The organism is Sulfuriroseicoccus oceanibius, assembly GCF_010681825.2.
Taxonomy (GTDB): domain Bacteria; phylum Verrucomicrobiota; class Verrucomicrobiia; order Verrucomicrobiales; family SLCJ01; genus Sulfuriroseicoccus; species Sulfuriroseicoccus oceanibius.
The window spans coordinates 3,270,999-3,295,343 of record NZ_CP066776.1; the positions used below are offsets into that span (position 1 = coordinate 3,270,999).

The following is a 24,345-nucleotide window of genomic DNA, read 5'->3' on the forward strand; positions in this document are numbered from 1 at the left end:
CATTCCTGCCGCCTGTACGACTCAGCAAAACCCCACGCCCCCCAACATCGCCAGGCGCCGATAAAGATAACGAAGAGGATAAAGACAAGGAGCAATCAATCCCCCACTCCCCATCCTTCCGGATCCTCATCCCACCATCTGTGCTCATCCGCGCCCATCTGTGGCCCGTTTTTCCACCGCCACCACAAACGGCGGACGCTTGCGCTGGTTCATCATCCGATAACTCACCGCCAAATACATCCGTTCATCCAGCTCCGCGGCCCATCGCTCGACCACCTCAGCTTCCTGCCTACCACCATCGTGCCCGGGATAACAAACAACTACCAACACACCACCCACCTTCAATGCCGCCAGCGCCGCCTCAAGCGCGACCATTGTAGAATCACTGTGAGTAATCACCTCCTTATCCCCACCCGGCAAATAGCCCAGGTTGAAAACCACCGCCGACACCTCACGACCGTCGAGAATCTCCGCCAACCCATCGTGCGAGCCACAGTGCAACTCAACCCGACCGTCCACGCCGTGCTCCGCGCAGCGCATCCGCGTCGCATCCACCGCCGCTTGCTGGATATCAATTGCCACCACGCGCCCGCTGTCGCCCACCAGCTTCGCCAGAGCCAACGTGTCGTGACCATTTCCCGCCGTCGCATCCACCACCACATCCCCCTCGGCTATCCTCGACGCCAAAACCTCGTGGCACACTTTCACTGCGCGCGGAAACCGACCGCCTCCAAAAGAACTGCTCTGATTCGTCTCACTCATGATGGTTGCGCTTCATCGGACCAAACTCCCGCCAGGTCAAGCTCGTCCGGCAACGCCCCACCTCGTACCACCGACTCTGCCATCAGCCCCGCCGCCCAAGGCCCCACCGAACATCCCTTGCTTCCCAATCCATTGAAAAACCCTACCCGACGCCCATACCCCGGATGGAACCCGGCTACCGGCTGGCTCTGACGGATCACCGGTCGCACCCCGGCAGACGCACCAATGACCTGCGGAACCGACTCCAAAAACTGCTCCAACTTCGAAACAATCGCCGCCCGTCCCCCGGAGGTCGGCTCGTGGTCAAAACACTCGAAATCATAGGTCGATCCAGACCTCGCCGACCCATCCCCCCGCGGACAAATCCACGTCCCTTGTCGGTTCACCACCGACCCTAGGTTCTCGAGCGTGGTCTCCTTCAACCCGAGCGTCAAAAACTCACCCTTCGCCGGACGAAACGCCACGTGCCCCGCAAACAACGCGTTGTTCCTTCCCTCAGCCCCTTGGCAGAAAACCACCGCATCGTATCGACGCGCATTCCAAACCACCCCGTCCTCCCTCACTTCCAGCTCGCGCTCATCAAGCACACCGCACACAAACCGCCCACGCGCATCGAGCTCTGCCCGCGTCACATCGAGTAATGCCGCGGTATCCACCCAGCCCCCGCCCTTCATCACAAACCCACCGAACGGCGCAGCTACGGCAGCCCCCTGCATCGCAGCCGGCACCTCGCCCGCAGAAAACACAGAGTCTACGAAATCCAAATACTCCCCACCGCCCTCCATCCTCCGCTGAAACTTCCGCGCCTCTGCCTCACTCACAAACACCCGCACCGTCGGGCACCCGTGGAAAACCTGCCGTCCCGTAGCCTCCCTCAAGCGCTGGTAAAACGCCTCCCCCTCCGACCACAGCTCGCCAAACCGCCACGACAACGCCATTCCCTTCCCGGTGATCGGCGTAATCAGCCCAGCCGCCGCCCGCGATGTCGTCCGCTCCGCCGCCGGATCCACCACCCAAACATCCGCCCCACGCCACATCAACTGCCACGCCAGCGTCGATCCCGCCACCCCAAGTCCCACCACCAACACGCGCGGCGCACCCTCATTCATCAGCTCGGAGCAATCATCAGACATAGACCACACCCTGCACCATCACTCCCCCCAACGCCAAAAACCAAATCCCCCCGTAAGACGAATCTCCTCACGCAAAGCCCCAAAGATCCCAAAGCAGCTCTCCGCCAAGCCCTCCATGATTCCAACATCCACACCTCTCGCACTGTCTCTAATTACATCCGCAGATTACGTACATTTCGCCAATTCAAACCCCGCGCCCGCCATTCCTCAACTCTGACCACGTCGCAATCTCATAAAGAAAACGAACACACCGACTAAAGCCACCCCACCGACACAAAACCACCGAATACTTCCGCCTGAATCCGAGTTCATAGATTGTGAACTTCGAGCCGCAATCTGCTCTTGCTCGAATTTCTCCTTGGGTTCAGACGCAGGTTCCAACTCGGGGGTCTTAAGAACCTCCTGCTCATTTGCGGCACTCTGTTTAGGAGCTCTCAAACGAGCCGACATCACCTTTTTGGCTGTAATGACGCGGGACTGCACTTGCCCAGCCCGGTGATTAGAAAAACTATCAATGAGTCCATAATCGCTCTCATCTCCGAACCTCCCGAGAAACGACAACCCACTACAAGCAAATCCGCTTGTAGAACGATCATCCTGCATTTCAAGCACCACAGGCAACTCGGAGCGAAGAAACGCAAGCACCTCACTCTGATCACCAGGAAGAAAAGCCAACCGCCACACGGCACTCGCCATTTTTATATAGTCCCCATAGTACTCTCCCTTCAACAAGTACATCACCACGGAACGCGCGGCATCGGGATGTTCTGCATAAAAAACAGCCTCCTCCCAGTAAGGGTGCCCTTCAGGATAGGGAACATCGGATCCCGACATTCCATATTCCTCGAAGAAAGCAAGCACCCTCTTCTCATCTTCATCCATCGCCAAGGACACGGGAACGAACGGAACAAGAAACAGAAGCATCAATAACGACCAGACCTTCATAACATCAGCGCAACACCCTGCACCCCTGACCTCGCAGCGACAAGCCCCATCCCACCACCAAACAGATTTCCCAGCGTTTTGTGCCATTACGTCGCACATTCCAATCAATTGCCCCGCAATATCCCACCATCGAAAGTAAGGGTTTAGCACGAACCATCACAGCAACCAGAACACGACATCCCGAGTTAGCGATCCTCAGTCGTCCTCCACGTTTCGTGGCTCCATGCGCCTTCCGTGGCCAGCTTCAACCCTCACCCGCACCCCAAACCGTCCGCCCCTGTCCGACAACTTGAGACCACGAGCAAAAAAAAAACACCTGCAGGCGACAGAGCGCTTGCTGGTGCTTAGGAAAATTCATGGCGGATGGAGAGGGATTGTTGCCTCGTCCCTCGGCTACTGACTCCGCTTCGCTCCGGCTCGAACCTTTCTTTCCAGACCGAGGGTTCGAATCCTGGGCAAAAAAGCACCTGCAGGCGGCGGAGCGCATGCAGGTGTTTCAGGAAATTCATGGCGGATGGAGAGGGATTCGAACCCTCGGTACGATTGCTCGCACACACGCTTTCCAGGCGTGCCCATTCGACCGCTCTGGCATCCATCCATTTGATGAGCTCGAACCGATGCGGGAATGCTCATGTCGCGGTCTGACAGTGGCTGAGCGGCTCCGGTTGCGAGACGGCTACCGTAGCCGGAGAAGCTGACAACGCAACCGATAATCGCAGTGATTTTTCGCCTAACTCGGAGGCAATTTCGCGCCAGCTCGCTAAGAATCAGGCAAATTCGTTGAAGTTTAGCTTGCGTTAACCAACGCGAATTCGTTATGCACAAAGCTTAGAGACGCTTCGATTGGTAATCAGTTGGGCCGATCTACCATTAATCCTACACAATAAAAAATAATATGAAGGCTATCACAGCTCTCGCAATCGTCGGCATGGGAATCGGATCCGCAGTGGCTGGTTCCATGGGCACCCCAGTTTCAGCAAAAGGTGGCAAAGTCGTGCCAATCGAGCCACTCGCTCCAACAGGCTGCGCATGCTTCGACGCAAGCTGCCAGGTTGAGTTCGGTGCATTCTACACCCACACATGGGCTGATTCGGACCACCTCGACAACCAAGACGGTGGCGGTATCTCGTTCGGATACTTCTACAATGAGTACATCGGCTCCCGCGTCGCCGGCAGCTGGATCGGCAGCCAGCCAATCCACGACGTGACCCTCAGCGTGGTTGCTCGCTACCCAGTCAAGAGCCTCTGCATCGCTCCATACGCATTCGGCGGTCTTGGCGGCAAGTTCAACAGCACCAACGAGTTCACCGGTCACGCAGGTGGCGGTCTCGAGTGGCGCTCGGAAGCACTTAACTGCACCGGCATCTTCTGCGAAGGTAAGTACACCTGGGATGACGCAGACGGATTCACCTCGCTCAACGCAGGTCTCCGTTTCAACTTCTAATCAGTTGAATCATTCTTTGTGAGGCAGCGGGCTTTAGTCCGCTGTCATCCTCAACACAATATCCGCCTCTGGCTTCGGTTAGAGGTGGATATTTTTTTGTGCCTGGACCTAGCCCCCGAAGAGCCTGCGATGTCAGCTCTCAAGCTGGACCTGCAGCTTGGCTGCCAGATCGGCCTTACCTGTGGCTTGAGCCAGGGCGATGCGGGATTCCAATCCGCGGTCCGAGTTCACCGCGTGCTCAGGCATCGCCGCGATTTCAGCAGCCGCCTCATCAAACGCGCCCATCTCGATCAGTCCGTCGATTTCCGCCCAGCGGGTTTGATCGGCGTCCACATCTTCGGGTGGGGCGGCAAAGACCGCATCGTGCAAACCGGCCGGCTGACCACTGTCCTCGCCGCTGTGGTCTTCTTCGAGATAAACCCACTCCGAACCGTCGCGTCGTCGGCGCCACCAGTTGAGCAGGACCACCGACGACAGGAAAATGATGAACAACAAAAACTCGAGCAGGAACGGCGACATGAACGCGGCGAACACACGCAGCAAGCCTAGCTTCAGCGCCTCGGGCTCGAAGTAGGCCATCGCCCCCATGACGACCAACAACGCGGCGATCACAAAGCCACCGACCATCCAGCCGAAGGTGCTGACCGGAAGACCTTCCTTTTGATTGGGTGAGGAATGCGAGGACATGGGAGAATCGTGAATCTTGGGTAGCCCGACGGACGCAATCCGCTCGCCGGCCGCGCATTATAGCCCAGAATAACACAAGACAGCACAACCGATTCAATTATAGCGACTTACGCAATTTTGAATTTGGCTGTACCCCTCAATGTAGCCACTTTTCGGGAAAAATCGCTCAAAGCGGCACATCTGAGCACATCGCGCGGGCGGCAATGTAACCGTCGCGGAAGGATCCGCACCCGATTTTTTTTCACGCCCCTGGGGGCAAGGAATCTCTTGCGCCTGCGCATGTCCTCAGGTCGCGCCCCCTCTCGGTAAAAAAATGCGAGTTGGAAAATTGAAACTGCGCCCATTCCAGCGGCGTGTCATTCCTCCACGCTCGCGCGGACTACTGCCCTTATGCCCTCCACGTAATCCCGCAAGACTTCGGCCTGTTCATCGTCAAGCGCCCCGATAGCGTGCTCAGTGCGTTGGTGGATTTGAGTAGGGGCATACGCTCCGTCGATCCGGTTAAGCTCCGCCATGGCTCGCAATGGATCCACCTTCTTTACGCGGCAGCGCTGCGTCTCCCCGTTCGTCGTCTCGGTGGTCATCTCCGTTACCAGGTCGCTGTCGTCGCCTAACTCCGCCAAGGGCGTGAGAATCGCGCGTGTGAGCCATTTCTTGCGCTCGTGCAGCGTCATCACGGCGTCTGAGTCGGCTTGAGCGTTCAACGCTTCCAGATGGCTTAGAACGTGGGGAATCCTACGCATCCGCGCGGCGTTGCGAGTCGCTGCCACCTTACTAGCACCATAGGCGATTTCATAAGCGGCAATGTCAGAATGACCGGCGGCGACTAGTCTGCACCAATGGGATTGCTTGGCGTTTGGGCGTGGTGGCTGTGGCATGATCGGGAGGGGATAGAGAAAACCCCTCACCCCCAAGAAATGAGAGCGAGGGGTGGCGGCTAACGTCGCGAGGGACAAACCTGATCCCCAGCAACACAACGAGAATAGCAAGCCTGGGGAGCAGGTCACTGCCTGCCCTTGGGCCAGTTGTTAGCCCCAGTTGTAGGTCACAATCGCGGTGTGCTTCTCCTCGCGCCACACCGTGATCCAGCGGCATTTTGCGAGCGGGAGAATCTCGACAATATGATTATTCACATCCATATGCACGCCTACCTCAGCGAGCGCTGTCCCCACTGCTTCGGCGGTGGCCTTCATTACTCCAAAAGGCGACTTCATCAGGTAGCCGTCTGCGTCGTGTGCAATCGTTACCGATTTGGCGGAGGGTGAAAGCATCTCCACGAATTTGACCTTCTCCATGCCCTCGATCTGAAACGACGGGAAATAAGCCTCAATGCCCATGTATGGTTGTTGGTTGTTCATCCGGCGAAGTTATCCGCCCGCGTAATTCTATGCCAGCGCTTGGCGTGGGTCATGGATCCGGGCGACTCTTCTTCAATATCACCACATCTACGGATGCCAGCGACTCCAGCTCATAGTCCGCATCACGTCCACTCACACCGATAGCAAGCAACCGCTTTTTGGCTGTGCGGCGGCTTATTCTGCCGGTGGTATATCTCTCTATGATTTCGTCTCGTGTCATGTCCCGCGCCTGTCTCGCCGTCGCATCATAACGCTACGTCGGCGGCATAGTCGAGCCAGAGCAACTGTGATCGGTTGCCGGTCTTCTCGTGCCGATGTCCTGGTAGTCTGCACGGGTGCTCAGGATGACCGACTAGCCCGGCGTCGATGCCTAGCTGCGGAGCGATTGAGCGAAGATCGGCAACGGCTTGCGGCGGCGGAGCATGAAACCACGCGTGCAAGCTCTTCGATCCGGTAAAGACAATCGCGGCCAGTCTCCAATGAAGGTCTTCGCGCATCCATCGGATGATTGCGGCGGAGTCTGCTAGATGTGCTCGAAGTTCGTCGGGGTTGGTTGGCGCGGTTCCGTCAAATCCGTCGAAGTCGAGCACGATATAGGGCGAAGCTTCTACGTTGTCCCGCGTGCGGCTTGTTGTGCCTTCCTTCCACGTTGCCGGGGTGGTCATGGATCCGCAACGATGCGCGGTTGAATGGTGGCCGGTGGTCTTCTGCCATCGGGCGGCGTGCGCGGTTCCTGATTCGTGAACTTCTCCAGTCCACAGCAACGCATCCGGCGGGAATAACGCGGAAAGCATTGCGCGGTCGGGGAACTTCTTCAGCATTGGCCGGTCGAGCCTCACGGGGCTATCTGCCAGGATTTCCTCGCTTGTCCATCGGTGGCGATCAATGAGCGGCCTGCGGTATTCCTGCGCGGCCTTGGCGCGTGCTTTCTGCTCGGCCTCCTGTCGTTGTCGCTGCTCTTGTTCCCTCTGCCAGCGGCGTTTCTCGTCAGGGTCGGGCTTCCAGTCCGATTCCCTACCGGCTAGAGCGTAGATGGTCTTGGTATCGCAAGACGCTCTGCAATGGTAGATGCCGCTTTCGAAGATCACTAGATTATCCTGCGCGGTGTCGCGGCCTTCAGCGTGGCACGCGGGGCATTGCGCTTCGTGCTGTCCAGCTACGGGGCGAAGCGCCACAAGTCGAGCGGGATCAAGGGCGCATGTCTCGGGGAAGATATGGGGGGCTGTTTCCATGATTTCAATGGGTGGTTTCCGTGTCCGTTTCTTGGAAACGTCCGGTTTTACAAGGGGCGCGGGGTGTCTGTTTCCAGTGGTTTCCAATTTCGTTTCCACTCGTTTCCCGTTTCCCCGCCTTAGGGGAGGAAACTGGAAACGGATGGGGGTTAAGCGGGGAGATAGCGCCCGTTGTCGATTCTGATCTTCTTGTCCGCCTGCGCCTTTTTCGCCCATTTGGAGATGCACCCTTTGGTCTTTCCTAGGTCGGTTGCGATTTCGGATGCCGATGTGTAACCACCCAAAACCAAGTCGATAAACTGATCGTAGAAGTCGATTGTGGCAGTGGTGGATTCGATGCCGTCGGGCGTTTCAATCAGAGTCCAGAGAAGCGGCGGAACCTCTGAAGGCGAAACGTTCCTGCACTTGGTGAACCTCGTCTTGAATTGAAGGGCGGCGCTGTCGTCCTCGTTGGCTTCCTCTAGCGAGATGATCCAATGTGCAGCGTCTTCCCGTTTGCTTGTGCCGCGAATGTTCCCATTGCGCCCGGCATGGCATACCAGAATCACGGCAATCCCCCGGCGTCGCATGTCGAGAATCCACGGACTAACCTGCTCCCATGAATCCGCCTTGTCTTCCTGGAGTCCGTGAAATGCGGTGGAGAGGTTGTCGAGAATCAGGGTGCTAATTCCCTGCTCTCGGCAATAGGCGGCAATGGCTGCTTGATAGGCATCATCGGCTAGGTTCAGGGTCAACTCGTCGCCCGATTCACTGAAAAGCCGTTCATGGCTCAACAAGCTGAAGTAGTCGCTGTCTATGCGGAGCGAGTCGCATCGGGTCTTCACTAGGTCGTGAATGTTCATCTCACTGTCGAGATAGAGAACCTTGTGCCGTTGCTGCGCCTGCCAATGGCTACCGATCATAGTGCCTTCAGAAAGCGCCTTGCCGATCAATAGCGACAGCCAGCTCTTACCGGCTCCCCTTGGCGCGTAGATGATCCCGTAGTCGCCTCTCTTGTAGAACGGGGAAAGCATTACCGGGCGTTCCGGGATTGCTAGGCCTCTAAAGGTATCGGCTGAAACGACAGCGCGATCGAGTGAGCGGAGCACTCGGTCGAATAGCTCCGGCGACTTAGTTCTCTCCCGTTCCGGGTGATTCCCAGCACCCTCTGCGAGTGCGGCGACGGTTGGGCTTTTCGGCTCTAGCTGCGCGACGGTTTGATAGTCGTACTTCTTCATAGAAGGCAATGTTTTTTGCCCTTGTCTCTCGGGTCGCATCTGCCTAGAGTCGAAGCGTCTCAAAACTTCTTTCTAGGCTCGTTGCCCTTGCGAACGCAACCCCGGGGGCAGCGGGCTTTTTTTGTGCTTGGGTGGTTTTCCGTTGGTGCGGGCGGCTGCTACTTCCCTCCCTCTGCCGGTACGCGGGCAGCGTCCAGCCATGCGTCTAGCGATTCGACTAGAACAAGGATCTTGCCAACCTGCTTGTCCCCCGCTGCGGCAATCTTCGTGATCTCAACTTTACCGGCGGCAACCGCTGCTTTGATCGTGGATCGGCTCAGCCCCGAATAAGCGGCGGCGGTAGTCAGGTCGAACCATTTCGGCTTGATGTGTGTTGGTTTACTCATGCTTCCAGATAAACGGCGAAATGATTAAACCGTCAAGGCGTAAGCGACACAACACCAACGAGTTACAACGGGCAATAGTGGGTAGTTTTGGGCAATAAAGGGCGAAATAGGGGAACCTTTCGGGCAAAAAAACGCCCAAGCGGAACCTTTCGGAACCACAAGGGCGACTTTCGGCAGCTTTTCGCGCTGAAAGGGGCGACTTAATTTTTCTCCGATATTTCTTCCAGATCGGGCTTGCCCGTGGCCTCGATTCGCCACAATCGCGCCTTTGGCAGCATGACGTCCGCGTCATCTAACCTCAGACCATCTTGCCGCATTGATTCATAGCGCTGCGTCACTTCCTCCAAGGTTACAGGGCGTAGATCCAGTGCCCCCGTCCATCTGAAACATTCCTCTGTATAGTGCCACAACCACCCCTTCACCCAAGGCTCACGCGCATCCAGGTCTGCCAGTCCGAACGCGGCCTTCGTGAAGGCGTCAAACGTGACATAAGGCACACCATCAACTTCGTGCACGTCTTTAGAATCCCATCCCTCAAACGAGGGTAAGTTTGCAGGCCTACCATTCCCCGACGACACCCTGCACGCATCCATTACTCTCTTGTTGCGCTCACGCTCTTCGCGAAGCTCGGCCTCATTGCTTTGTATCGCGTCACGCATCCGTTCCAAGGTGCTGCCTGCATCCCGCCAGATTTTCAACGCTATAGTCGTCCGTAGAAAATCTTCCTTAAACTTGCCGTATAGACTGGCTTCGAGTTGCGCCAGTTGGAACTGATCGGGGAGTTGATCGACACTGTGAAAGCCAAGCACCCCGTGGCTGGGATGCCCTTCGAGGTAAGGCCGTTTCTCGCTTTCAATTTCTGAGGGGATGCCTGATTGCCGCTTATCCATAAAGCCAAGAATTGATTCACGTTTACTTGCCAGCGATGGCGGCGGCGTGTTCCAGCGCTTCGGCCTTCAGTTGCTCGCCAGCTGCGCGTCCGGCGGCTTTCGCGCGTGCGGCCAGGTTGGCGGCTGTGTCGTTGTCGATCTCGGTTGTGATCCGGCGGAGTGTGTCGGCCTCGACTCCGGTATACTTGGCGACTCGGGCAATCTGGTCTTCGGTTGGTTGGTTCATATCTCGTTGGTGGTTTGGTTGGTAGGGTTTGGGAAAGGATTAGATTTCGAGGGTGGCGATGGCTTGTTTGAGCTGTTCAAGTTCGGTGCGGTTATAAAGTTGGTGAATCGCTTCCGATGAATGACCGGCAAGCTGCATCCGGCCTTCTGCGGCAACTCCACCAGCGGCGAGCCATGAAACAAACGTAACCCTCAAGCTGTGGAATGTCCGCTTTGCCGTGGCGCGGTTGGGCAGTGTGATCTCTCTGGGAACGCCCGCTTGTTTCATCAGGCTATTGAAGTTGCGTGATGTCTGCTCGGGCTTTTTGGATCCCGCTTCGGGGAATAACTCCCCTGCCTTATCGGCAACCCACGCTTTGACCGGCGCGGCCAATGGAATCGCTACCGTCTTACCAAACCGGCGCGTCTTCTTCGGCGTCACGATTAGAACGCCTTCGCCGTCGATCATGTCAGAATGAAGTGCGATCACATCCGCCAAGCGTAGTCCGGTGTACGTCGCGAAAAGCACAATCCCGCGCATCTCGTCATCAGCCAGCGCAAGAATCCGCTCGATCTCGTCACGGGTGAACGCCCCCTTGATCGACTTGTCGGTCATTGGCAACGATTTAACCAGCTTGGCAGGGTTGCGGCTACAGATGCCGCGTGCGTGCGCGTCCGTCATCACGCGGCGGAGCTCCGACAAACTTTGATTGATTGATCCTCGCTTTTTGCCGTCATCCAGCATCTTGTCCAGCGCTGCGGAAATATGCGCCTCGGTAAGTTTGCCGATATGCGCATCTGCCACCTTGTCGCCAAGTGCGGCCAGCATCCGGAAACGGTTGCCGTTACTCGCTGAAATCGTGCCTCCATTCCATCGCTTCGCTTGTGCGTCGTGCCATGCCTCCCAGTGTTCGCGCAATGTGACCTGGTTGTCGTCAGGGTTGGCGACGGCATAGGCCTCTGCCAGCAACGACTCCAGAACGGGCAGCGTTAGCTTGCCAGCGTCCGCTGCGAATAGCCCCCGCTTCAGGATCCCAACGAAAGCCCGCTTCATCCCGTCGCCATCTGTCGCCTTCCGGTCTAAGGCTTCGAGTTCGATTGCCTTCTTCCGCGCTTCCGTCTTGGAAGACTCGCCAGTGGTGCGGGTGATCCGCTTACCATCCGCACCCGTCCAACGTGCGTACCAAATGTTTCCTCGCTTTTTCAATCCGGCCATGTCCCCGAATCTGTACCCACTTTAACGGGATAAAACAAGATTTTCTGGGTACAGTGACCGCTGAGGCCTTATTTTATAAGGGTCTGAGATTATAGCCCAAAATCCCACCGCCCGCCGAAAATTCCGCAGGCCAATTCACGCCCCTATTGTCACTCCTTTTCTCCGGGCTCGAACTTGGTGAGTTCTCTTCCCCAACGATAGTCGCTGCCAGCTCCGCCCTCTGTCTTCACCAATCCAACTCCGGGAAAATACCACAAGGTCGTGACACTCTTGGCATAGAGACTGCCCGCCTGCTCGTCGCCGACCCAATGGGAAGCACGCACCTTCAGACAGTAGCGGTAGGTTCCCGCAGGAACCTCTACGTGCTCGAGTCCGAGTACTTCGAACTCTTGATAATGAAGTGAGTCCTCTTCAGCACCATCCGCCCGATACTTTTCGATCACCCGCATCCCTTCCCTGAGTTCAGCGGGCATCATCAAAGCGTTTGGACTATAGTTCCACCCCGAGGATCCATCGACGTTGCGCCATCCTAAACTGCGGGCATCGCCATCCAGCTTCCACCGGACTTCGGATACCCCTTCCCTTTCCCCTTCTCGGGTGATGCGAGTCAGCAACTCCCCCGGCGCATCAGATCTCACATTTTCCTGCACGACAGAGGTCTGGTTGCGAGTCCCTCCCCAGAAGGGAGCAGTCTCCTGATACTCCCAGCGGGCTCCGACCGTGGTGACCAGCATATCCTGCGCCGTTGCCAACAGCTCACCACCGGGCTCAATCACACCAACGACTTGTGGCCGCGGTTGAACCGAGAGCTTCGCAACCGCACGCAACCCGCCGTCATCGAAGCTGAGGCCGGCTGAAATATGATCGAAGCGTTCGAGCACCTCAACAGGGACCGCCTCCGACCGAGGCTTGGCGGGAAATCCATATGCCACCGACTCCATGGTCATCTCCTCGGCATTCCAACGGAACCCCTTGCCACCGGGACAATGCAGAGGTTCGCCAAACAAACGCGCGTGCACTGCCACCGGGTCCTCCTCCGGAAAGCGCTGGTGCCACTCGTTCAGAATCGGCAATGCACTCCAACTGACACGGCGCCGCACTCCCTCGTCAACCAGTGACGTCTTGCGCCCGGTTGGCAATCCGAGAATCGTCTCAAGATCTCCATCGAGGAAGATGCTCTCCGCCTTGTCCGTGACCTCGTCACCAGCAGCGACGGCGCTCCCATTATCCGCGACCGAGGTCTCACGCACCATCGCCCGTTGCAGCAGCTCCTCATTGAATGAAACCAGCAACGCCGACTTGGTGACGGCATAGAAAACCTCGAATTGAGCACCGTCATCCACGGATACAACGACGTATTTACGGCCATCCTCGGCCTCTCGGGTTTCCCATTGAATCGCGTCGGGCGCGGAGGACTCGACAAATGCCCGCAGCGAGGTCAGCACCATCGCCAATTTCATGCTGCTTTTGTTCTCAATCCGCACACCCAACGGGAGCCCCTGCACCAGATCATCCACTCCGTTACCATTACCGTTAGGATGATAGCCAGCCCGCACCAGCTCCCAGAACGGCGATTTGTCTGCGAATACGGTCACCGAATCACCGACCCAGGATAGTGGGTTCACCTTAAGGCTAGGCAACACATCAATCAGAGTCTGATCAAACTCGCGGAACCTCCCGCCCTCCGTGTTGACCGCCATCGAAGCGAACATGACCGCATCCGCGTGAGGAGAACGCGCGCGCTGAGACAGCCGCGCCCCCCGCGTAATTTCCACAAAGTCGTCGTACTTGCTTTGGGCGATCAATGGCAGGACGGACAAATCCACAACCCGCGAATCGTCCGCCAAATCGAAGCTCACCGCGATCGGGTCGAAAACATTTCGCCACCCGCGCTCATAGCCGCTTTTCCAATCCGCATAGGCATCCGCTTCCACCCCCGTCACGGTGTCCATTTCCATCTCAGAGATTGGGCGCACAAACCCCAACGACCCGAAATTCCCGCTGACCACCCGCCCATCATTCCATGCAATCTCGCCAAGCAGGGGCGCATAGTCATCGCTCAATTTTCCATCCGTTAGCTGCTGCGCTGCCAATTGCTTCAGCGCCACAGCAGCCCGGATCCGACGCGACGCACCAATCCGCACACGAGGACCACACCAGCGGCGGATACAAGCATCCGACAGAAACGCGTAGCCCGTCTTCATCTCGGCCAATGGGTAGCGGTTGCGGAATACCTTGTACTCGTCAGAACCCGCCAAGCCCGGCACGTTTCCACGATGCACTTCTAACACGCGCTCGATCTGAACGCGCGAATTCGCCACCACGACCAGATCCCCCACTCGCATCAAGTGACTGGAAAATGTGCGCAACGGATCGGCATAGCCAGCGTAGTCGCCGCCCTCCTGCCCCAAAGGCTCAAGCTCATCAGCTCCCGCCAACTTCGCCTGCACCGCAATCGTCCGCTTCAGCAGCTGGAACAACTCACCGGGATCGTTCGACTCAAACAACACCGCAACATCCGAGCCCAACGGGAAATACGGATCACCTCCGGTGATTGCCACGCTCTCAACCGGCAACATTTTGGCCAATGCGCCGGGGAAACGCACGCCCATCTGAGCCATGTAACGTCCGGGCAAATCACGGTAATGCGGGCGCACGGAAGCCGTCTCGACCAGGGCTGCCCCTTCCTTCTCAATCACCCGCATGGTAGTGACCAATTGATCCAACGATGGAAACACCACGATGTGCTGGTCCTCCGGCACGTAATGCGCGAGCGGATCGACGGAGACCTCGCCTTCACCCCGCATTCCAGACCAGTCGATGGCCTCAACCGTGACACCCTCCAACGCGCTCAAAGGGATATCGACACTACCGCGAGAGTTAGCACTTCCCCCCCACGTCCGGCGCCCGAGCAGGAGCTCTCGATCCAATGCCAGGTTATCCGAGACCGCCTGAACGCCGGTGAAGAAACGGATCGTGTCTCCTTGCCCGAAACGACTGCCTCTGATGGGGGCTCGGTCTTTGTCCGCGAGATGGAGAAACCACTGCCTTCCAACGGGAGTTTGTTGGGTCACCGTCCAATAGCTGTCGCGTTTCACCTCGGCAAAGCGAACTTCCTCAACCGGGTCATGTTGCGCCGGATCGAAGGTAAACCGACAACTGACAACCGAGGCATCCGATGCTCGCACCAGATCCACCACGCCGGACACAGACTCCCCGTCGTCCGCTCTGATCGCGACATCATAGTCGCTAAAGGGAATGGAGCTCCAACGCATCCGATCCCGCCGGACGTTACCCGTTGGAGGAACTGGCGCACTTTGGGCGCGCACCGCTGCGACCTCACTCAACTCACCACGCCCAAGATACGCTTCCACCTCTTCAGGAACGCGCAGCACCGCCGACTGCCAATCATCCCAGTCCCCCAGCACATCGTTAGCCTTCTCCTGATCCTCTCCGAAATCGAGGTCACGTAACTTCAAACAATAGGTTTCAGCAAAAGCGGGTGCGCTGACGAGCGCCAACAAAGTGAGAACACGGATCATAGGGACGAAAGAACAGGACTAACAGGAAGACGAGCCATCCAGCATCCACATCACCTGCCCTCTGTCGATCTTCATCCCCCCGAAAATCCGCACAAAAGCGGATCCCTCGACGAACCAACGGTTAGTCCTTCAGCAGCGCCCCGCCAGCAGTGGCGCCGGCCCAGACGGAGAGCAAGCACAGAACCAAGGACACGCCAATGTTAAGCAGCGCGGCGGGCCAGCCGTCCTCCCGGATCAACGCCAATGTCTGCAGGCTGAACGAGGAAAAGGTCGTGAAGCCTCCAAGCACACCGACGAGGATTCCCTGCCGCACCGGAACTGGGAGCCACCCGTGACGGTCGACAATCAATAAGTGGGCGAGAAACCCAATGAGGAAGCTGCCCAGCACATTGCACACCATCGTCCCCCACGGGAACTCGGCTTTGATCCGCTGGTCGACCAACATCGACAGGCCATAACGAGACACACTTCCCAGCGCCCCGCCGACGGCAATCCAAAACACAGCTCCCATAACAAAGAATTAGAAGCCGCACTAAAACGTCACGCGCCGATCAGGTCAAGCCCGCTCCGGCAATCGTGCCGCTGTCACAGCGCTGCAACTTCGCCAGCCGAGAACGTGCGCAGCATTGCGTCAGCCGACGGCACGTCCGATGAAAGCGCAAACAACATGACGGTACGGCCGCCTGCGTTCCACGCCACGGTTTGCCAACGGTCATCGCAGCGCACCTGAACCGCTTCACGCTGGCACTTCGGCATCACGACTTTCTGACGGTCGAAAACCGCCAAGTGCATTAACACACCGTCGATGCGGAAGCAGATCAAAGCGTAGCGCCCGACTTCAGGGGAATCGATTGTCTGGCAAACCACCAACTGGCTCTCCGCCAATCGTGACTGCAGCGCTTGGATCGTTTCCTCCGCCGTGGCCTCGCTGCGGTGAATGGAGATCAACTCCTGCTTGAGCAGGTCCGCAGGCTGGAGCCCGGCTGGAACCGCTTGCGGCCTCACATTGCGGGCGATCATCCCTTCCACTTCGTCGATAGCATCCGATTGCCAGTTCGCAAACACGGCATTCGCTCCACCAGCAAGCGGCGTCACCACCGGCTGGGACGGATTGTCCGCAACCTGCGGCGGTGCATCGTCATGAAGCATCTCGGTGACCGCGAAGGTACCAGCGACCAGAAGCACAGCAGCCGCGGCCATTTGCCACCACGAACGACCACTGCGGCTGACCGGAAGCTCAACAACTTCCGCGTCTCCGCCAGACGCCTCGGCACGACGCTGAACATCGGCCATGGAAAGAATGCGATCCTTAAGACCGGCGGGTGCGCGCACTTCGGAGAGCGCGGCCGAAACCTGGGCATCGAACTTCTGTTCTTCAATGAACCAATCACGCAGCGTTGGATCCTTGTCGAGATGACGCAAGGCTTCACCGATCAGCGGGTCTTCCCGGTCCATCCCGTTCGGACGTGCCGCACCCAAAATCGTCTTAAGATCCTCGTTGTTCATTTGCTCGCTACTGATTGCTTCGATGAGATCCACGATCCCCTCGGGTTTATTCCCATTTTGATCCGGCATGTTAATGTCCTCCTCCCGAGCGCTTGCGCGGTTTTGGCATTGGCACCACGGCTCCGCCGGATTGTTGTTCGCGCTGGGCTGCCATTTGTTCGCCAAGTTTAGGATTGGCGAGAGCCTTGCGCAGCGCGGCTTTGGCCCGCGACAAGCGGCTCATCACCGTGCCGATAGGCAACTCCAGAATCTCCGCGATTTCACGATACGCATAGCCCTGCAAGTAAAATAAAGTCAGCGGAGCGCGGTGCGATTCGTCCAGTGTTGCCAATGCGTCCACCACCATCCGCGAGTCGACATCCTGAGACGGCGTGCGCTCACCTCCATCTCCGTCAAAGGGCTCGGACTCCTCGGTAAAAACCAGCCGTTGGTCCTTCCGGCGGCGGCGCAGAAACTCGTGGTACAAGGTGGTAAACAACCACGACTTCGCTTTCGCCGGGTCGCGCAGTTGGTTCCCCTTGGATGCAAACACCAGAAAGGTCTCCTGGGTAAGATCCGAAGCGTCGGACTGCGACTTCGCCAAGCTCAATGCAAAGCGGAAGAGATCCTCGTAGTATTGGTTCACCAGCGAATGAAACAACGCAGGATCGACTCCACTGGAGGTAGTCTCAGCTGATGACTTGGATGAAGATGCTCGGCCCATGATGATTGGAAGTGAGGGAGATGGCTGAAGCGGCTGCGCTATTCCAAAGAATTTCACCGTGATGAAAATTCTCCATCCTTCGGCACACGAGCAACATACGTCATTCTTGCTCGGGCGCGATGCGAATCAATGCGCATGCGGTGCCCCACCGTCTTTATCCCCTTCATTCCGCGTCTTGCCACATCCTTCGCATCCGACCCAGGCGTCGCTGCCGTCTGCATAAAACTCTTCCTTCCAGATCGGCACGCGCGCTTTCACTTCGTCGATCACATAACGACAAGCGGCAAAAGCAGCATCTCGATGGGCCGAAGCAACCGCCACGCACACCGCCATGTCCCCGATCTCCAATCGGCCGACCCGATGACAACAGCGCACGCGCACGCCCGGCCATTTTGCCTCGGCCTCGGCAATCACGGCAGCGCCCTCCTTTTTTGCCAGCGCGTCGTAAGCCGAATAACACAAGCCCACCACGTCGCGTCCCTGATGATGGTCACGCACCCACCCCTCAAACGAAACAAAGCCACCGCAGTCCGGCTCGGCTACCGCGAGCTTCAGTCCGTCGCTGTCAATAGGTTGGTTCGTGATTTCAAACATCTGCTCGTTCATTTACGAATTAGCCACCAGCAAAGGGCGGCATGAAGGCCACGTCCGCCCCTGCCACCAAAGGCGCATCCCACGCCACAAATTCGTCGTCAATGGCTGCCCGGATCACTGAGGCATCCTGCTCCAGCCCCAGCTGTGCTTTGCGCTCGGAAAACAACTCGCCCACCGTCGTCGCACGGGTCGCCACACATTCCTCCGACCGCCCCGTCTCAGCTCCCAGCACCCCAAAATAACGAACGCGCACCTCGATCAGCGGAGCCGACACACGCCGCGCGATTTCCTCTGCCTCCTCTGGCGTGTTCGCATTGTCCAACGCCATGGGATCACGCGGGGCGAGCGCCTTCACCACCAGCCCTTCGGATTCCAACAATCGGCGGGCACACAGACGCTGGGAGTCCACTTCATCGCGCACCGCCTGTGCCGATGACGGCTCCCAAATGGCGCACAAAGGTTCCGGCCGACCATCGAACCGACTGGCAAAAAACGTGACCGCCGCGGACGGCACGCGTTCCTCGAGAAGCTGCGCCACCGCCGTCTCACTGAGCAATGGCAAATCGCACGCGACCACCAGCCACGCGCAATCCGGATGCGCTTGCTGTGCCGAGGCCAACGCGCCGAGCGGCCCAGCATCCCCGAACGCATCCCGCACCACCGCAGCTCCATCGACAGGACTCTCCTGACCATCACGCAGCGACAAATGCACTGGCACCCCGACCTTGCTCAAAATGGCACTCACCAACTCGATCTGGGTGAGTCCGTCGCGAAAAACCATCGCAGCCTTGTCCTGCCCCATGCGCTTCGATTTCCCGCCAGCCAGCAACAAGCCACGCACCGTCGGCTCGGCGCTCACGCCTCCACCTCCCAGTCTCCCGACTTACCGCCCGTCTTCGACAACAAACGCGTGCTCTCAATCACCATTCCTTTGTCCAAGGCCTTGCACATGTCGTAAATGGTCAGCGCCGCCACCGAGGCCCCGGTCAGAGCTTCCATCTCAACGCCAGTGCGCGCCGTGGTCGTGCATTCACACGCGATTACCACGCGGTCTCCCACCAGTTGTGCATCGATCCGACAACCGTCCAACGGCAAGGGATGGCAAAACGGAATCAGCTCGCTGGTTTTCTTCACCGCCTGGGTGCCGGCAATGATTGCGGTTTGCAGCACCGCGCCCTTCTTGGTCATGAGATCGCCCTCCGCCAGCGCGGCGGCGACGACCGGCCCGACTTTGACCCGCGCTTCGGCCACCGCCCTGCGCGCCGTGATTTCCTTGCCCGAGACATCGACCATCCCGGGTTTTCCAGATTCATCCAAATGCGTCCAGTCAGCCATCATGCGGAGCCCTTTCTAACATGGGTAGAAATGAAGTCGAGTTCCGGCTGCAACAGATTCACCTGCAGCAGGTAATTCCACAAAACCAGCCAACCCACCGATCCCGGCAAAATCGCCTGAATTGCGCATCACCAAGGGAGCCACACGGTCCTCAGCAACGGCCGCCACCGGCTTGAGCAACCCGAAGTCCGGTAGCGGAGCGATCGGAGCGTCCAACTCACAGGTCGCAACCGCTGCCGGAGCCCCGCTCATCGCCGCCAACAACGGCCCGACATGCCGGCACAAACACGCCAGTACCGAAACCGGGTTGCCAGGCAATGCACAAAACAACGTGCTGCCACCATCCCATACACCGAAGGGCTTGCCCGGACGCTGCCGCACCCCGTGAAACAAAGGCTCGCCACAACGGTCGCCCAATACAGACGGAACGTGATCCCGCCTCCCCATCGACACCCCGCCGGAAAACAACACCACATCCGCCAAGCCATCCAGCATCGCCACCAAGGACACCAGCTCCGCCCGCTCGTCCGCCACATGGTCGCAGCGGATCAGCTTGGCCCCATGCTTGGTAGCGAAACCGGAGATCACCACGTCGTTCGACCGCCGGATCTGATGGGCCTCGGGTTGATCGCCGACCGCGACCAATTCATCACCCGTGGAGACTACCGCCACGCGGATCTGGCGCGCCACGCGTACGTTTTCAATCCCGCACGACGCCAGGATCCCGAGCTCGGAGGGGCCAACCATCGCGCCCACATCGAGCAGCGTTGCACCAGCCGCCGCATCGGCACCGCACGGATGCACAAAGCGCCCGGGCTCCAAATCCGCCACCGAACCCGCATCCGCCACCACCAGCCCACCTGCCGCCGGAATTCCGCCGACCAAGCGCTCGACCGGCACTACCACCGCCTCCGCTGGCGCCAATGGACAAACAGCGCCCGTCATCACCTCAACAGCACAACCCGATGGCACACCCGCACGAGGTGCAGCCCCGGCCGCCTGAGTCCACACCAGCTGAAATTCCCGCAACCCGCTCCGCCAGTCGTCGGCCCGCACGACCACGCCGTCCATCATGACCCGATCGTACGGAGGCAGCGGACGGTCGGCTGCCACCGCTTGAGCCAACCGACGCCCCATTGCCTTGGCCAACGGCACCGACTCATCGCGCTCGATCGCCGCTTCACGCCACCGCTCAACCCAGTGCTGCAATTGATCGTCTGCCTCGTCGATGGAAATCAGTGCGTGCATCCACAAGGTCTACCAAATCATTTCAAGCCAGCCACTCTTCTTTGATCACATCCGGACGCATTTCACGGAACCCCTCAAAGTTCACCTCCTTCAGTTTGGTCACCATCATCTCGTGCAAATCGAGGATGTGCTGGTGCATCGCGCACGGAGGACCATTGCCACACCAAGATGCCCCCAACGGACACATCATCGGTTTCTCCACCTGCCCAAACAAACTCACCACATCAAACAACGACAACTCCGCCGGTGGGTTCTTCAAACGGAACCCGCCACCGCGCCCTGGCGTGCCCACCACGATTCCCTCGGACGACAACGTGGTCATCAGCTTGCCCACCAGCGCGGTCGACAGCCCGCGCCGCTCGGCAATCTGCGAGGCGTTCAAACTGACGTCATCGGCATACACCTCCGCCAAGCAGCTCACTGCGGAGACCGCCTTTTGCGCCATCTTTCCAATCGTCGTCATGCGGGCACTATATGCGCTGATCCACGAACTACTGCCAATTCTTCCTCAGCCTCACGCGGATTTCTTTCCACCTTCCTTGCGGATCGTCACCTGACCGGTGAAGATCGGGATCGCCACTTTCAGCAGCACGGTATACACCAACATGCCCGCCGCCCAGATCCCGGCGGTCACTTTCCACTCCGTGGCGCTCGGCACGTATTCGACGATCTCATGCAGCGTCGATGGGATGAACCCTGGAATGATCAAGCCCATCCCTTTCTCAATCCATATCCCGACAAACGCCAACACACAGCCCGCATTGAGCCACTTCGCGTGACGGTAAACCTTCGGCCGCAATAACAAGCCCGCGGCTACAACAGACATCGCAATCGACGTCCAGATCCATGGCACCAACGCGTCCTGCTCGCCATGCCCGAAATACAGGTATCCGCCAGCCTGGGCATGACTGCCTCCCGTGTAGAAAATCGTGAAGATCTCCGAGGCCGTCATCAGCAAGTTGATCAAGATGGTGACCCGCATGATCGCCACCAAGGTTCGAATGCTCCCCTCGCCCACCTGCATTGATGTCAGACGGCGGATCAACTGCAGCACCACGATGATGAACGCAGGGCCTGAGACAAAGGCGGACGTCAAAAACTTCGGCGCAAGCAAGGATGTGTTCCAGAACGGCCGCCCACCCAGACCACAGTAGAGGAACGCGGTGACGGTGTGGATCGAGACCGCCCACACGATGCTGATGAAGACAAATGGCACGTACCAGCGGGGATCCGGAGTTTCACCGAGAAAGCGCTTGTACAAAAGGTAGCCGCAGATGTGCAGGTTGAGCAGCAGGTACCCATTGAGCACGATCACGTCCCACGTCAGCATCGAGATGGGAAAGTTGAACTTCCCGATCAACGGCAACATGTGCGTGAAACGATCGGGCCGCCCGAGGTCCGCTATCACAAACATCAAGCACATCACAATCGACGCAATCGCCAGCAACTCGCCGATGATCACCGTGTCGTGCATGTCCTTGTCATGGTACAAGTAAGCGGGGATCACCATCATCACGCCCCCCGCCGCCAGACCGACCATGAAGGTGAAGTTGGCAATGTAGAGCCCCCAGGACACGTGGTCGGTCATGTTGGTCACAATCATGCCGTCGCGCACCTGGACCGCCCACGCGTTCGCCCCCACCAGCGCCACCGCAGTGAGCAAAATCATCCACCCGTAGAACATCCAACCACCATTCGTTGCCAGCCCAACAGCTCGCCACAAAAAGCGTGGATACGAGTAGTTCGGACGCTCGGTCGACAACGTCTCCCGATGCTCGACAGGGGACGAGGAGGCTTCTGCTGCGGAGTCCATGGGGCTGATCGGTCGCGGTTTTTAGTTATCGAAGAAATAGAAAAAGTTCGGCTTGGTCCCGACCTCTTCCTTGAGCACAAACACACGCTTCTCGGCGAGCACGCGCCGGATCTCGGAGTTCGGATCGAGTAAGTTACCGAAGACACGCGCACCCGTCGGACACGCCTCCAAACATGCAGGCAGCTTCCCCTTGCGGGTGCGGTGCAAACAATAGGTGCACTTCTCCATCACCCCCTGGGGCCTCACCCGGTTGCTCAGGTACGCCTGGTCCGGATTGATCTCCTCGGCGGAAATCTCCGGCTTGGTCCAGTTGAAGCGCCGCGCATGGTACGGACAAGCGGCCTCACAATAGCGGCAGCCGATGCACCAGTTGTAATCCACCACCACGATGCCGTCCTTTTCCTTCCACGTGGCTTCCACCGGACACACATCCACGCAGGGCGGGTTGTCGCACTGCTGGCATTGCACTGGCATGTAAAACTTATCATCCTGCGGCACCGGATGATTGTAATCCGCCGTCCCCTGCTCCATGTCGATCGACCCCTTGGTCATCTCCAGCACACGGATGTAACTGGTGCGGGCCGCGCGGTCGTGGTTGTTCTCGACGTGACAGGCTTCGACACAACGCCGGCAGCCAATGCACACGCTGAGGTTCAGAGCATAGCCGAACTTCACGCCCTTCTGCGGTCGCACATCACTGATATTCACGTCCGCGCCGTAGTCGCGTTTGGTTTCATCCTCCAACCGCTGCATCACCGTCGCCAGTTGGTCGGCGTCCAATTCTCGGTAATGCCTTTGCAAAAACTCATCCACACTCAGCGTTTCCGACCACTCGGTCAGCGGCTTCAGGGCATAGGCAAAGGCAGCCAATCCGAGCGTCGCACCGCCGGCTTTCAAAACCGAGCGCCGCGACATCCCACTCCCGCCTCCGCATCCACAATTTCCTCCACATCCACCACCGCCCGCGGCGGGATCCTGTGGGTCTGACGACTGCTGATCTTTCGACATAATAAATCTTGGCTCGGTTCTTAGTGATGGCTTCCTCCGCCCACGGGTTGAGTGCCCGCACGGATCATCGGCGGCGGCATCGGCATCATCTGAGGGAACGCCGGCGCGTGCGGGTCATGGCAATCAATGCAGTGGTTTCGCTTCCGCCCGCCGCGCTGCAAATCCCAGTAGCCCGTCATGCCTCCATGCGTTCCGCCCATGTAGTCGCGGTACTGCCGCCCATGGCACTGGGCACACAACTGCATCGAATCCGAAAACCGGACGACCATTCCGTCCGCCTTTCTCAAGGTCTCGTAGTCCTCGCTGTTATGACAAGCCATGCACGTGAGCGCGCCCTTACCATGATCAAACTTCAAACCGACGTGAAACGTCTGCAACCCGTCCGCCGACGCCAGCCACTTATTGGTCTCCATCCCCGCATGGCAGGTATCACAGCGCACGCTCACTTCTTTGCCATTCACCGTGCCAGCCACCACTGCCGCCCGCTGGCCTACGGCATTGACCACCACATCGTACTGCGGATCCCCGGGCGCCCACTCGCCGGCAAACTCACCCACCGGCCGCTTTTTTGAGTTCTGCATCACCGTAGCCACCACGCTCCCGACCAATAGAGCCGAGCCCACCACCGCGATCATCACGACCCATCGCCCGGTTTGAGAATTTGCTGCCATGATCTTGAGGATGCGAAAAATTCGATGACGCCCGCCGGGGATCTCCGGCCACGTCCGGACAGGCTCGCAATCCCAGCTCCAGCCGCACCCGTGGAAAGAAAGTCGCTCGATTTCCTCGATGCCACCGACGCCGAATTCGTACTGCGAATCAGAACCTGTCAGACCATGCCCATTTCCGGACTGCTCCTCACACTCTACGACCCCGCAGACGCAGCGGACGTCGTCGAATCTCTCGCCGCGCTCGACCACGTGGATTGCGGTGCTCCCAACCAACGCTGGATCCCAATCGCAGTGGATTCACCGGACTCGCACAGCGCCCGCCAGCTCCACGAAGAGCTACTTTCAATCAAAGGAGTCGCCGCAGTCGACGTGGTATCCGTATCGTTTGACGAGGCACTCGCCCCTGAGCCGCCCGCGCCCCAACGCGCACACAACCCACCACCCGACTGAT

26 protein-coding genes and 1 tRNA gene are annotated in these 24,345 nt (G+C 58.5%); 2 read left to right on the forward strand and 25 right to left on the reverse strand.

Going from position 1 to position 24,345, the window contains the following annotated elements; genetic code table 11:
- Positions 1-144: 144 nt before the first annotated feature.
- From mnmM to G3M56_RS13240, 4 genes are all read right to left on the reverse strand, one after another.
- Positions 145-762, reverse strand: a complete 618-nt coding sequence (gene mnmM, locus G3M56_RS13225) for a tRNA 5-(aminomethyl)-2-thiouridylate-methyltransferase MnmM (protein ID WP_164364611.1) — start codon at positions 760-762, stop codon at positions 145-147.
- Entirely contained in the window at positions 759-1,895 is a 1,137-nt protein-coding gene (locus G3M56_RS13230) for an NAD(P)/FAD-dependent oxidoreductase (protein ID WP_164364613.1), read from the reverse strand. The genes mnmM and G3M56_RS13230 overlap by 4 nt, the downstream gene beginning before the upstream one ends.
- A 207-nt stretch (positions 1,896-2,102) precedes the next feature.
- Positions 2,103-2,840 carry a hypothetical protein gene (locus G3M56_RS13235; RefSeq protein WP_164364615.1) on the reverse strand — a complete coding sequence of 246 codons (738 nt, stop codon included), beginning with the start codon at positions 2,838-2,840 and terminating at the stop codon, positions 2,103-2,105.
- Between the two features lie 508 nt (positions 2,841-3,348).
- A tRNA-Ser gene (locus G3M56_RS13240) sits at positions 3,349-3,438 on the reverse strand.
- A gap of 297 nt (positions 3,439-3,735) precedes the next feature.
- On the opposite strand from G3M56_RS13240, the gene G3M56_RS13245 reads away from it, so the two are divergent.
- Positions 3,736-4,284, forward strand: coding sequence for a hypothetical protein (locus tag G3M56_RS13245; protein ID WP_164364617.1), 549 nt, complete (start codon positions 3,736-3,738; stop codon positions 4,282-4,284).
- 132 nt (positions 4,285-4,416) lie between these two features.
- On the opposite strand, the gene G3M56_RS13250 is transcribed toward G3M56_RS13245, so the two are convergent.
- The 21 genes from G3M56_RS13250 to G3M56_RS13350 form a co-directional block, all read right to left on the reverse strand.
- Entirely contained in the window at positions 4,417-4,971 is a 555-nt protein-coding gene (locus G3M56_RS13250; RefSeq protein WP_164364619.1) for a hypothetical protein, read from the reverse strand.
- Positions 4,972-5,327: 356 nt separating this feature from the next.
- The gene (locus G3M56_RS13255; protein WP_164364621.1) at positions 5,328-5,849 is read right to left on the reverse strand and encodes a hypothetical protein; all 522 of its coding nucleotides are present in this window, start codon (positions 5,847-5,849) and stop codon (positions 5,328-5,330) included.
- Between the two features lie 150 nt (positions 5,850-5,999).
- On the reverse strand, positions 6,000-6,329 hold the full coding sequence (locus G3M56_RS13260) for a hypothetical protein (protein ID WP_164364623.1): 330 nt from the start codon (positions 6,327-6,329) through the stop codon (positions 6,000-6,002).
- A 245-nt stretch (positions 6,330-6,574) separates the two neighbouring features.
- Positions 6,575-7,561 carry a hypothetical protein gene (locus G3M56_RS13265; RefSeq protein WP_164364625.1) on the reverse strand — a complete coding sequence of 329 codons (987 nt, stop codon included), beginning with the start codon at positions 7,559-7,561 and terminating at the stop codon, positions 6,575-6,577.
- Positions 7,562-7,710: 149 nt separating this feature from the next.
- A complete protein-coding gene (locus tag G3M56_RS13270; protein WP_164364627.1) occupies positions 7,711-8,778 on the reverse strand; it encodes an AAA family ATPase in 1,068 nt (355 codons plus the stop codon).
- Positions 8,779-8,936: 158 nt separating this feature from the next.
- Positions 8,937-9,164, reverse strand: a complete 228-nt coding sequence (locus G3M56_RS13275) for a helix-turn-helix domain-containing protein (RefSeq protein ID WP_164364629.1) — start codon at positions 9,162-9,164, stop codon at positions 8,937-8,939.
- A gap of 200 nt (positions 9,165-9,364) precedes the next feature.
- Entirely contained in the window at positions 9,365-10,054 is a 690-nt protein-coding gene (locus tag G3M56_RS13280) for a hypothetical protein (RefSeq protein ID WP_164364631.1), read from the reverse strand.
- Positions 10,055-10,076: 22 nt separating this feature from the next.
- Entirely contained in the window at positions 10,077-10,280 is a 204-nt protein-coding gene (locus G3M56_RS13285) for a hypothetical protein (RefSeq protein ID WP_164364633.1), read from the reverse strand.
- A gap of 39 nt (positions 10,281-10,319) precedes the next feature.
- Positions 10,320-11,474, reverse strand: a complete 1,155-nt coding sequence (locus tag G3M56_RS13290; protein ID WP_164364635.1) for a tyrosine-type recombinase/integrase — start codon at positions 11,472-11,474, stop codon at positions 10,320-10,322.
- Positions 11,475-11,623: 149 nt separating this feature from the next.
- Positions 11,624-15,016: a hypothetical protein gene (locus G3M56_RS13295; protein WP_164364638.1), complete on the reverse strand. Its 3,393-nt coding sequence runs from the start codon at positions 15,014-15,016 to the stop codon at positions 11,624-11,626.
- Between the two features lie 121 nt (positions 15,017-15,137).
- Complete coding sequence (gene crcB / locus G3M56_RS13300; protein ID WP_164364641.1) at positions 15,138-15,527, reverse strand: fluoride efflux transporter CrcB; 390 nt, start codon at positions 15,525-15,527, stop codon at positions 15,138-15,140.
- 74 nt (positions 15,528-15,601) lie between these two features.
- Positions 15,602-16,591, reverse strand: a complete 990-nt coding sequence (locus G3M56_RS13305) for a hypothetical protein (RefSeq protein ID WP_164364642.1) — start codon at positions 16,589-16,591, stop codon at positions 15,602-15,604.
- Position 16,592: 1 nt separating this feature from the next.
- Positions 16,593-17,225 carry an RNA polymerase sigma factor gene (locus G3M56_RS13310; RefSeq protein WP_164364643.1) on the reverse strand — a complete coding sequence of 211 codons (633 nt, stop codon included), beginning with the start codon at positions 17,223-17,225 and terminating at the stop codon, positions 16,593-16,595.
- A 126-nt stretch (positions 17,226-17,351) separates the two neighbouring features.
- Positions 17,352-17,819: a molybdenum cofactor biosynthesis protein MoaE gene (locus G3M56_RS13315; RefSeq protein ID WP_235203459.1), complete on the reverse strand. Its 468-nt coding sequence runs from the start codon at positions 17,817-17,819 to the stop codon at positions 17,352-17,354.
- A gap of 19 nt (positions 17,820-17,838) precedes the next feature.
- Positions 17,839-18,678, reverse strand: a complete 840-nt coding sequence (locus tag G3M56_RS13320) for an NTP transferase domain-containing protein (protein ID WP_164364645.1) — start codon at positions 18,676-18,678, stop codon at positions 17,839-17,841.
- Complete coding sequence (moaC, locus tag G3M56_RS13325) at positions 18,675-19,154, reverse strand: cyclic pyranopterin monophosphate synthase MoaC (protein WP_164364646.1); 480 nt, start codon at positions 19,152-19,154, stop codon at positions 18,675-18,677. The genes G3M56_RS13320 and moaC overlap by 4 nt, the downstream gene beginning before the upstream one ends.
- 15 nt (positions 19,155-19,169) lie before the next feature.
- The gene (locus G3M56_RS13330; protein WP_164364647.1) at positions 19,170-20,402 is read right to left on the reverse strand and encodes a molybdopterin molybdotransferase MoeA; all 1,233 of its coding nucleotides are present in this window, start codon (positions 20,400-20,402) and stop codon (positions 19,170-19,172) included.
- Between the two features lie 22 nt (positions 20,403-20,424).
- Positions 20,425-20,865 carry an RrF2 family transcriptional regulator gene (locus G3M56_RS13335; RefSeq protein ID WP_164364648.1) on the reverse strand — a complete coding sequence of 147 codons (441 nt, stop codon included), beginning with the start codon at positions 20,863-20,865 and terminating at the stop codon, positions 20,425-20,427.
- Between the two features lie 51 nt (positions 20,866-20,916).
- Positions 20,917-22,215 (reverse strand): sulfate reduction electron transfer complex DsrMKJOP subunit DsrP, encoded by a 1,299-nt coding sequence (gene dsrP, locus G3M56_RS13340; protein WP_164364649.1) that lies wholly within the window; start codon positions 22,213-22,215, stop codon positions 20,917-20,919.
- Positions 22,216-22,236: 21 nt separating this feature from the next.
- Positions 22,237-23,130 carry a 4Fe-4S dicluster domain-containing protein gene (locus G3M56_RS13345; protein WP_164364769.1) on the reverse strand — a complete coding sequence of 298 codons (894 nt, stop codon included), beginning with the start codon at positions 23,128-23,130 and terminating at the stop codon, positions 22,237-22,239.
- 113 nt (positions 23,131-23,243) lie between these two features.
- On the reverse strand, positions 23,244-23,894 hold the full coding sequence (locus tag G3M56_RS13350; protein ID WP_164364650.1) for a hypothetical protein: 651 nt from the start codon (positions 23,892-23,894) through the stop codon (positions 23,244-23,246).
- 165 nt (positions 23,895-24,059) lie between these two features.
- Here G3M56_RS13350 and G3M56_RS13355 point away from each other — a divergent pair, with 165 nt between their 5' ends.
- Positions 24,060-24,344, forward strand: a complete 285-nt coding sequence (locus tag G3M56_RS13355) for a hypothetical protein (RefSeq protein ID WP_164364651.1) — start codon at positions 24,060-24,062, stop codon at positions 24,342-24,344.
- Position 24,345 lies beyond the last annotated feature (1 nt).

Bases quoted from the DNA above. Each gene is read 5' to 3' on its own strand.
- G3M56_RS13310 (WP_164364643.1), bottom strand. From the start codon at position 17,225: ATGGGCCGAGCATCTTCATCCAAGTCATCAGCTGAGACTACCTCCAGT.
- G3M56_RS13305 (WP_164364642.1), bottom strand. From the start codon at position 16,591: ATGCCGGATCAAAATGGGAATAAACCCGAGGGGATCGTGGATCTCATC.
- G3M56_RS13295 (WP_164364638.1), bottom strand. From the start codon at position 15,016: ATGATCCGTGTTCTCACTTTGTTGGCGCTCGTCAGCGCACCCGCTTTT.
- G3M56_RS13355 (WP_164364651.1), top strand. From the start codon at position 24,060: ATGCCCATTTCCGGACTGCTCCTCACACTCTACGACCCCGCAGACGCA.
- G3M56_RS13235 (WP_164364615.1), bottom strand. From the start codon at position 2,840: ATGAAGGTCTGGTCGTTATTGATGCTTCTGTTTCTTGTTCCGTTCGTT.
- G3M56_RS13265 (WP_164364625.1), bottom strand. From the start codon at position 7,561: ATGGAAACAGCCCCCCATATCTTCCCCGAGACATGCGCCCTTGATCCC.
- G3M56_RS13270 (WP_164364627.1), bottom strand. From the start codon at position 8,778: ATGAAGAAGTACGACTATCAAACCGTCGCGCAGCTAGAGCCGAAAAGC.
- G3M56_RS13275 (WP_164364629.1), bottom strand. From the start codon at position 9,164: ATGAGTAAACCAACACACATCAAGCCGAAATGGTTCGACCTGACTACC.
- dsrP (WP_164364649.1), bottom strand. From the start codon at position 22,215: ATGGACTCCGCAGCAGAAGCCTCCTCGTCCCCTGTCGAGCATCGGGAG.
- G3M56_RS13290 (WP_164364635.1), bottom strand. From the start codon at position 11,474: ATGGCCGGATTGAAAAAGCGAGGAAACATTTGGTACGCACGTTGGACG.
- G3M56_RS13285 (WP_164364633.1), bottom strand. From the start codon at position 10,280: ATGAACCAACCAACCGAAGACCAGATTGCCCGAGTCGCCAAGTATACC.
- G3M56_RS13230 (WP_164364613.1), bottom strand. From the start codon at position 1,895: ATGTCTGATGATTGCTCCGAGCTGATGAATGAGGGTGCGCCGCGCGTG.
- G3M56_RS13250 (WP_164364619.1), bottom strand. From the start codon at position 4,971: ATGTCCTCGCATTCCTCACCCAATCAAAAGGAAGGTCTTCCGGTCAGC.
- G3M56_RS13255 (WP_164364621.1), bottom strand. From the start codon at position 5,849: ATGCCACAGCCACCACGCCCAAACGCCAAGCAATCCCATTGGTGCAGA.
- crcB (WP_164364641.1), bottom strand. From the start codon at position 15,527: ATGGGAGCTGTGTTTTGGATTGCCGTCGGCGGGGCGCTGGGAAGTGTG.
- G3M56_RS13280 (WP_164364631.1), bottom strand. From the start codon at position 10,054: ATGGATAAGCGGCAATCAGGCATCCCCTCAGAAATTGAAAGCGAGAAA.
- G3M56_RS13330 (WP_164364647.1), bottom strand. From the start codon at position 20,402: ATGCACGCACTGATTTCCATCGACGAGGCAGACGATCAATTGCAGCAC.
- mnmM (WP_164364611.1), bottom strand. From the start codon at position 762: ATGAGTGAGACGAATCAGAGCAGTTCTTTTGGAGGCGGTCGGTTTCCG.
- G3M56_RS13350 (WP_164364650.1), bottom strand. From the start codon at position 23,894: ATGGCAGCAAATTCTCAAACCGGGCGATGGGTCGTGATGATCGCGGTG.
- G3M56_RS13345 (WP_164364769.1), bottom strand. From the start codon at position 23,130: ATGTCGCGGCGCTCGGTTTTGAAAGCCGGCGGTGCGACGCTCGGATTG.
- moaC (WP_164364646.1), bottom strand. From the start codon at position 19,154: ATGGCTGACTGGACGCATTTGGATGAATCTGGAAAACCCGGGATGGTC.
- G3M56_RS13260 (WP_164364623.1), bottom strand. From the start codon at position 6,329: ATGAACAACCAACAACCATACATGGGCATTGAGGCTTATTTCCCGTCG.
- G3M56_RS13245 (WP_164364617.1), top strand. From the start codon at position 3,736: ATGAAGGCTATCACAGCTCTCGCAATCGTCGGCATGGGAATCGGATCC.
- G3M56_RS13335 (WP_164364648.1), bottom strand. From the start codon at position 20,865: ATGACGACGATTGGAAAGATGGCGCAAAAGGCGGTCTCCGCAGTGAGC.
- G3M56_RS13315 (WP_235203459.1), bottom strand. From the start codon at position 17,819: ATGTTTGAAATCACGAACCAACCTATTGACAGCGACGGACTGAAGCTC.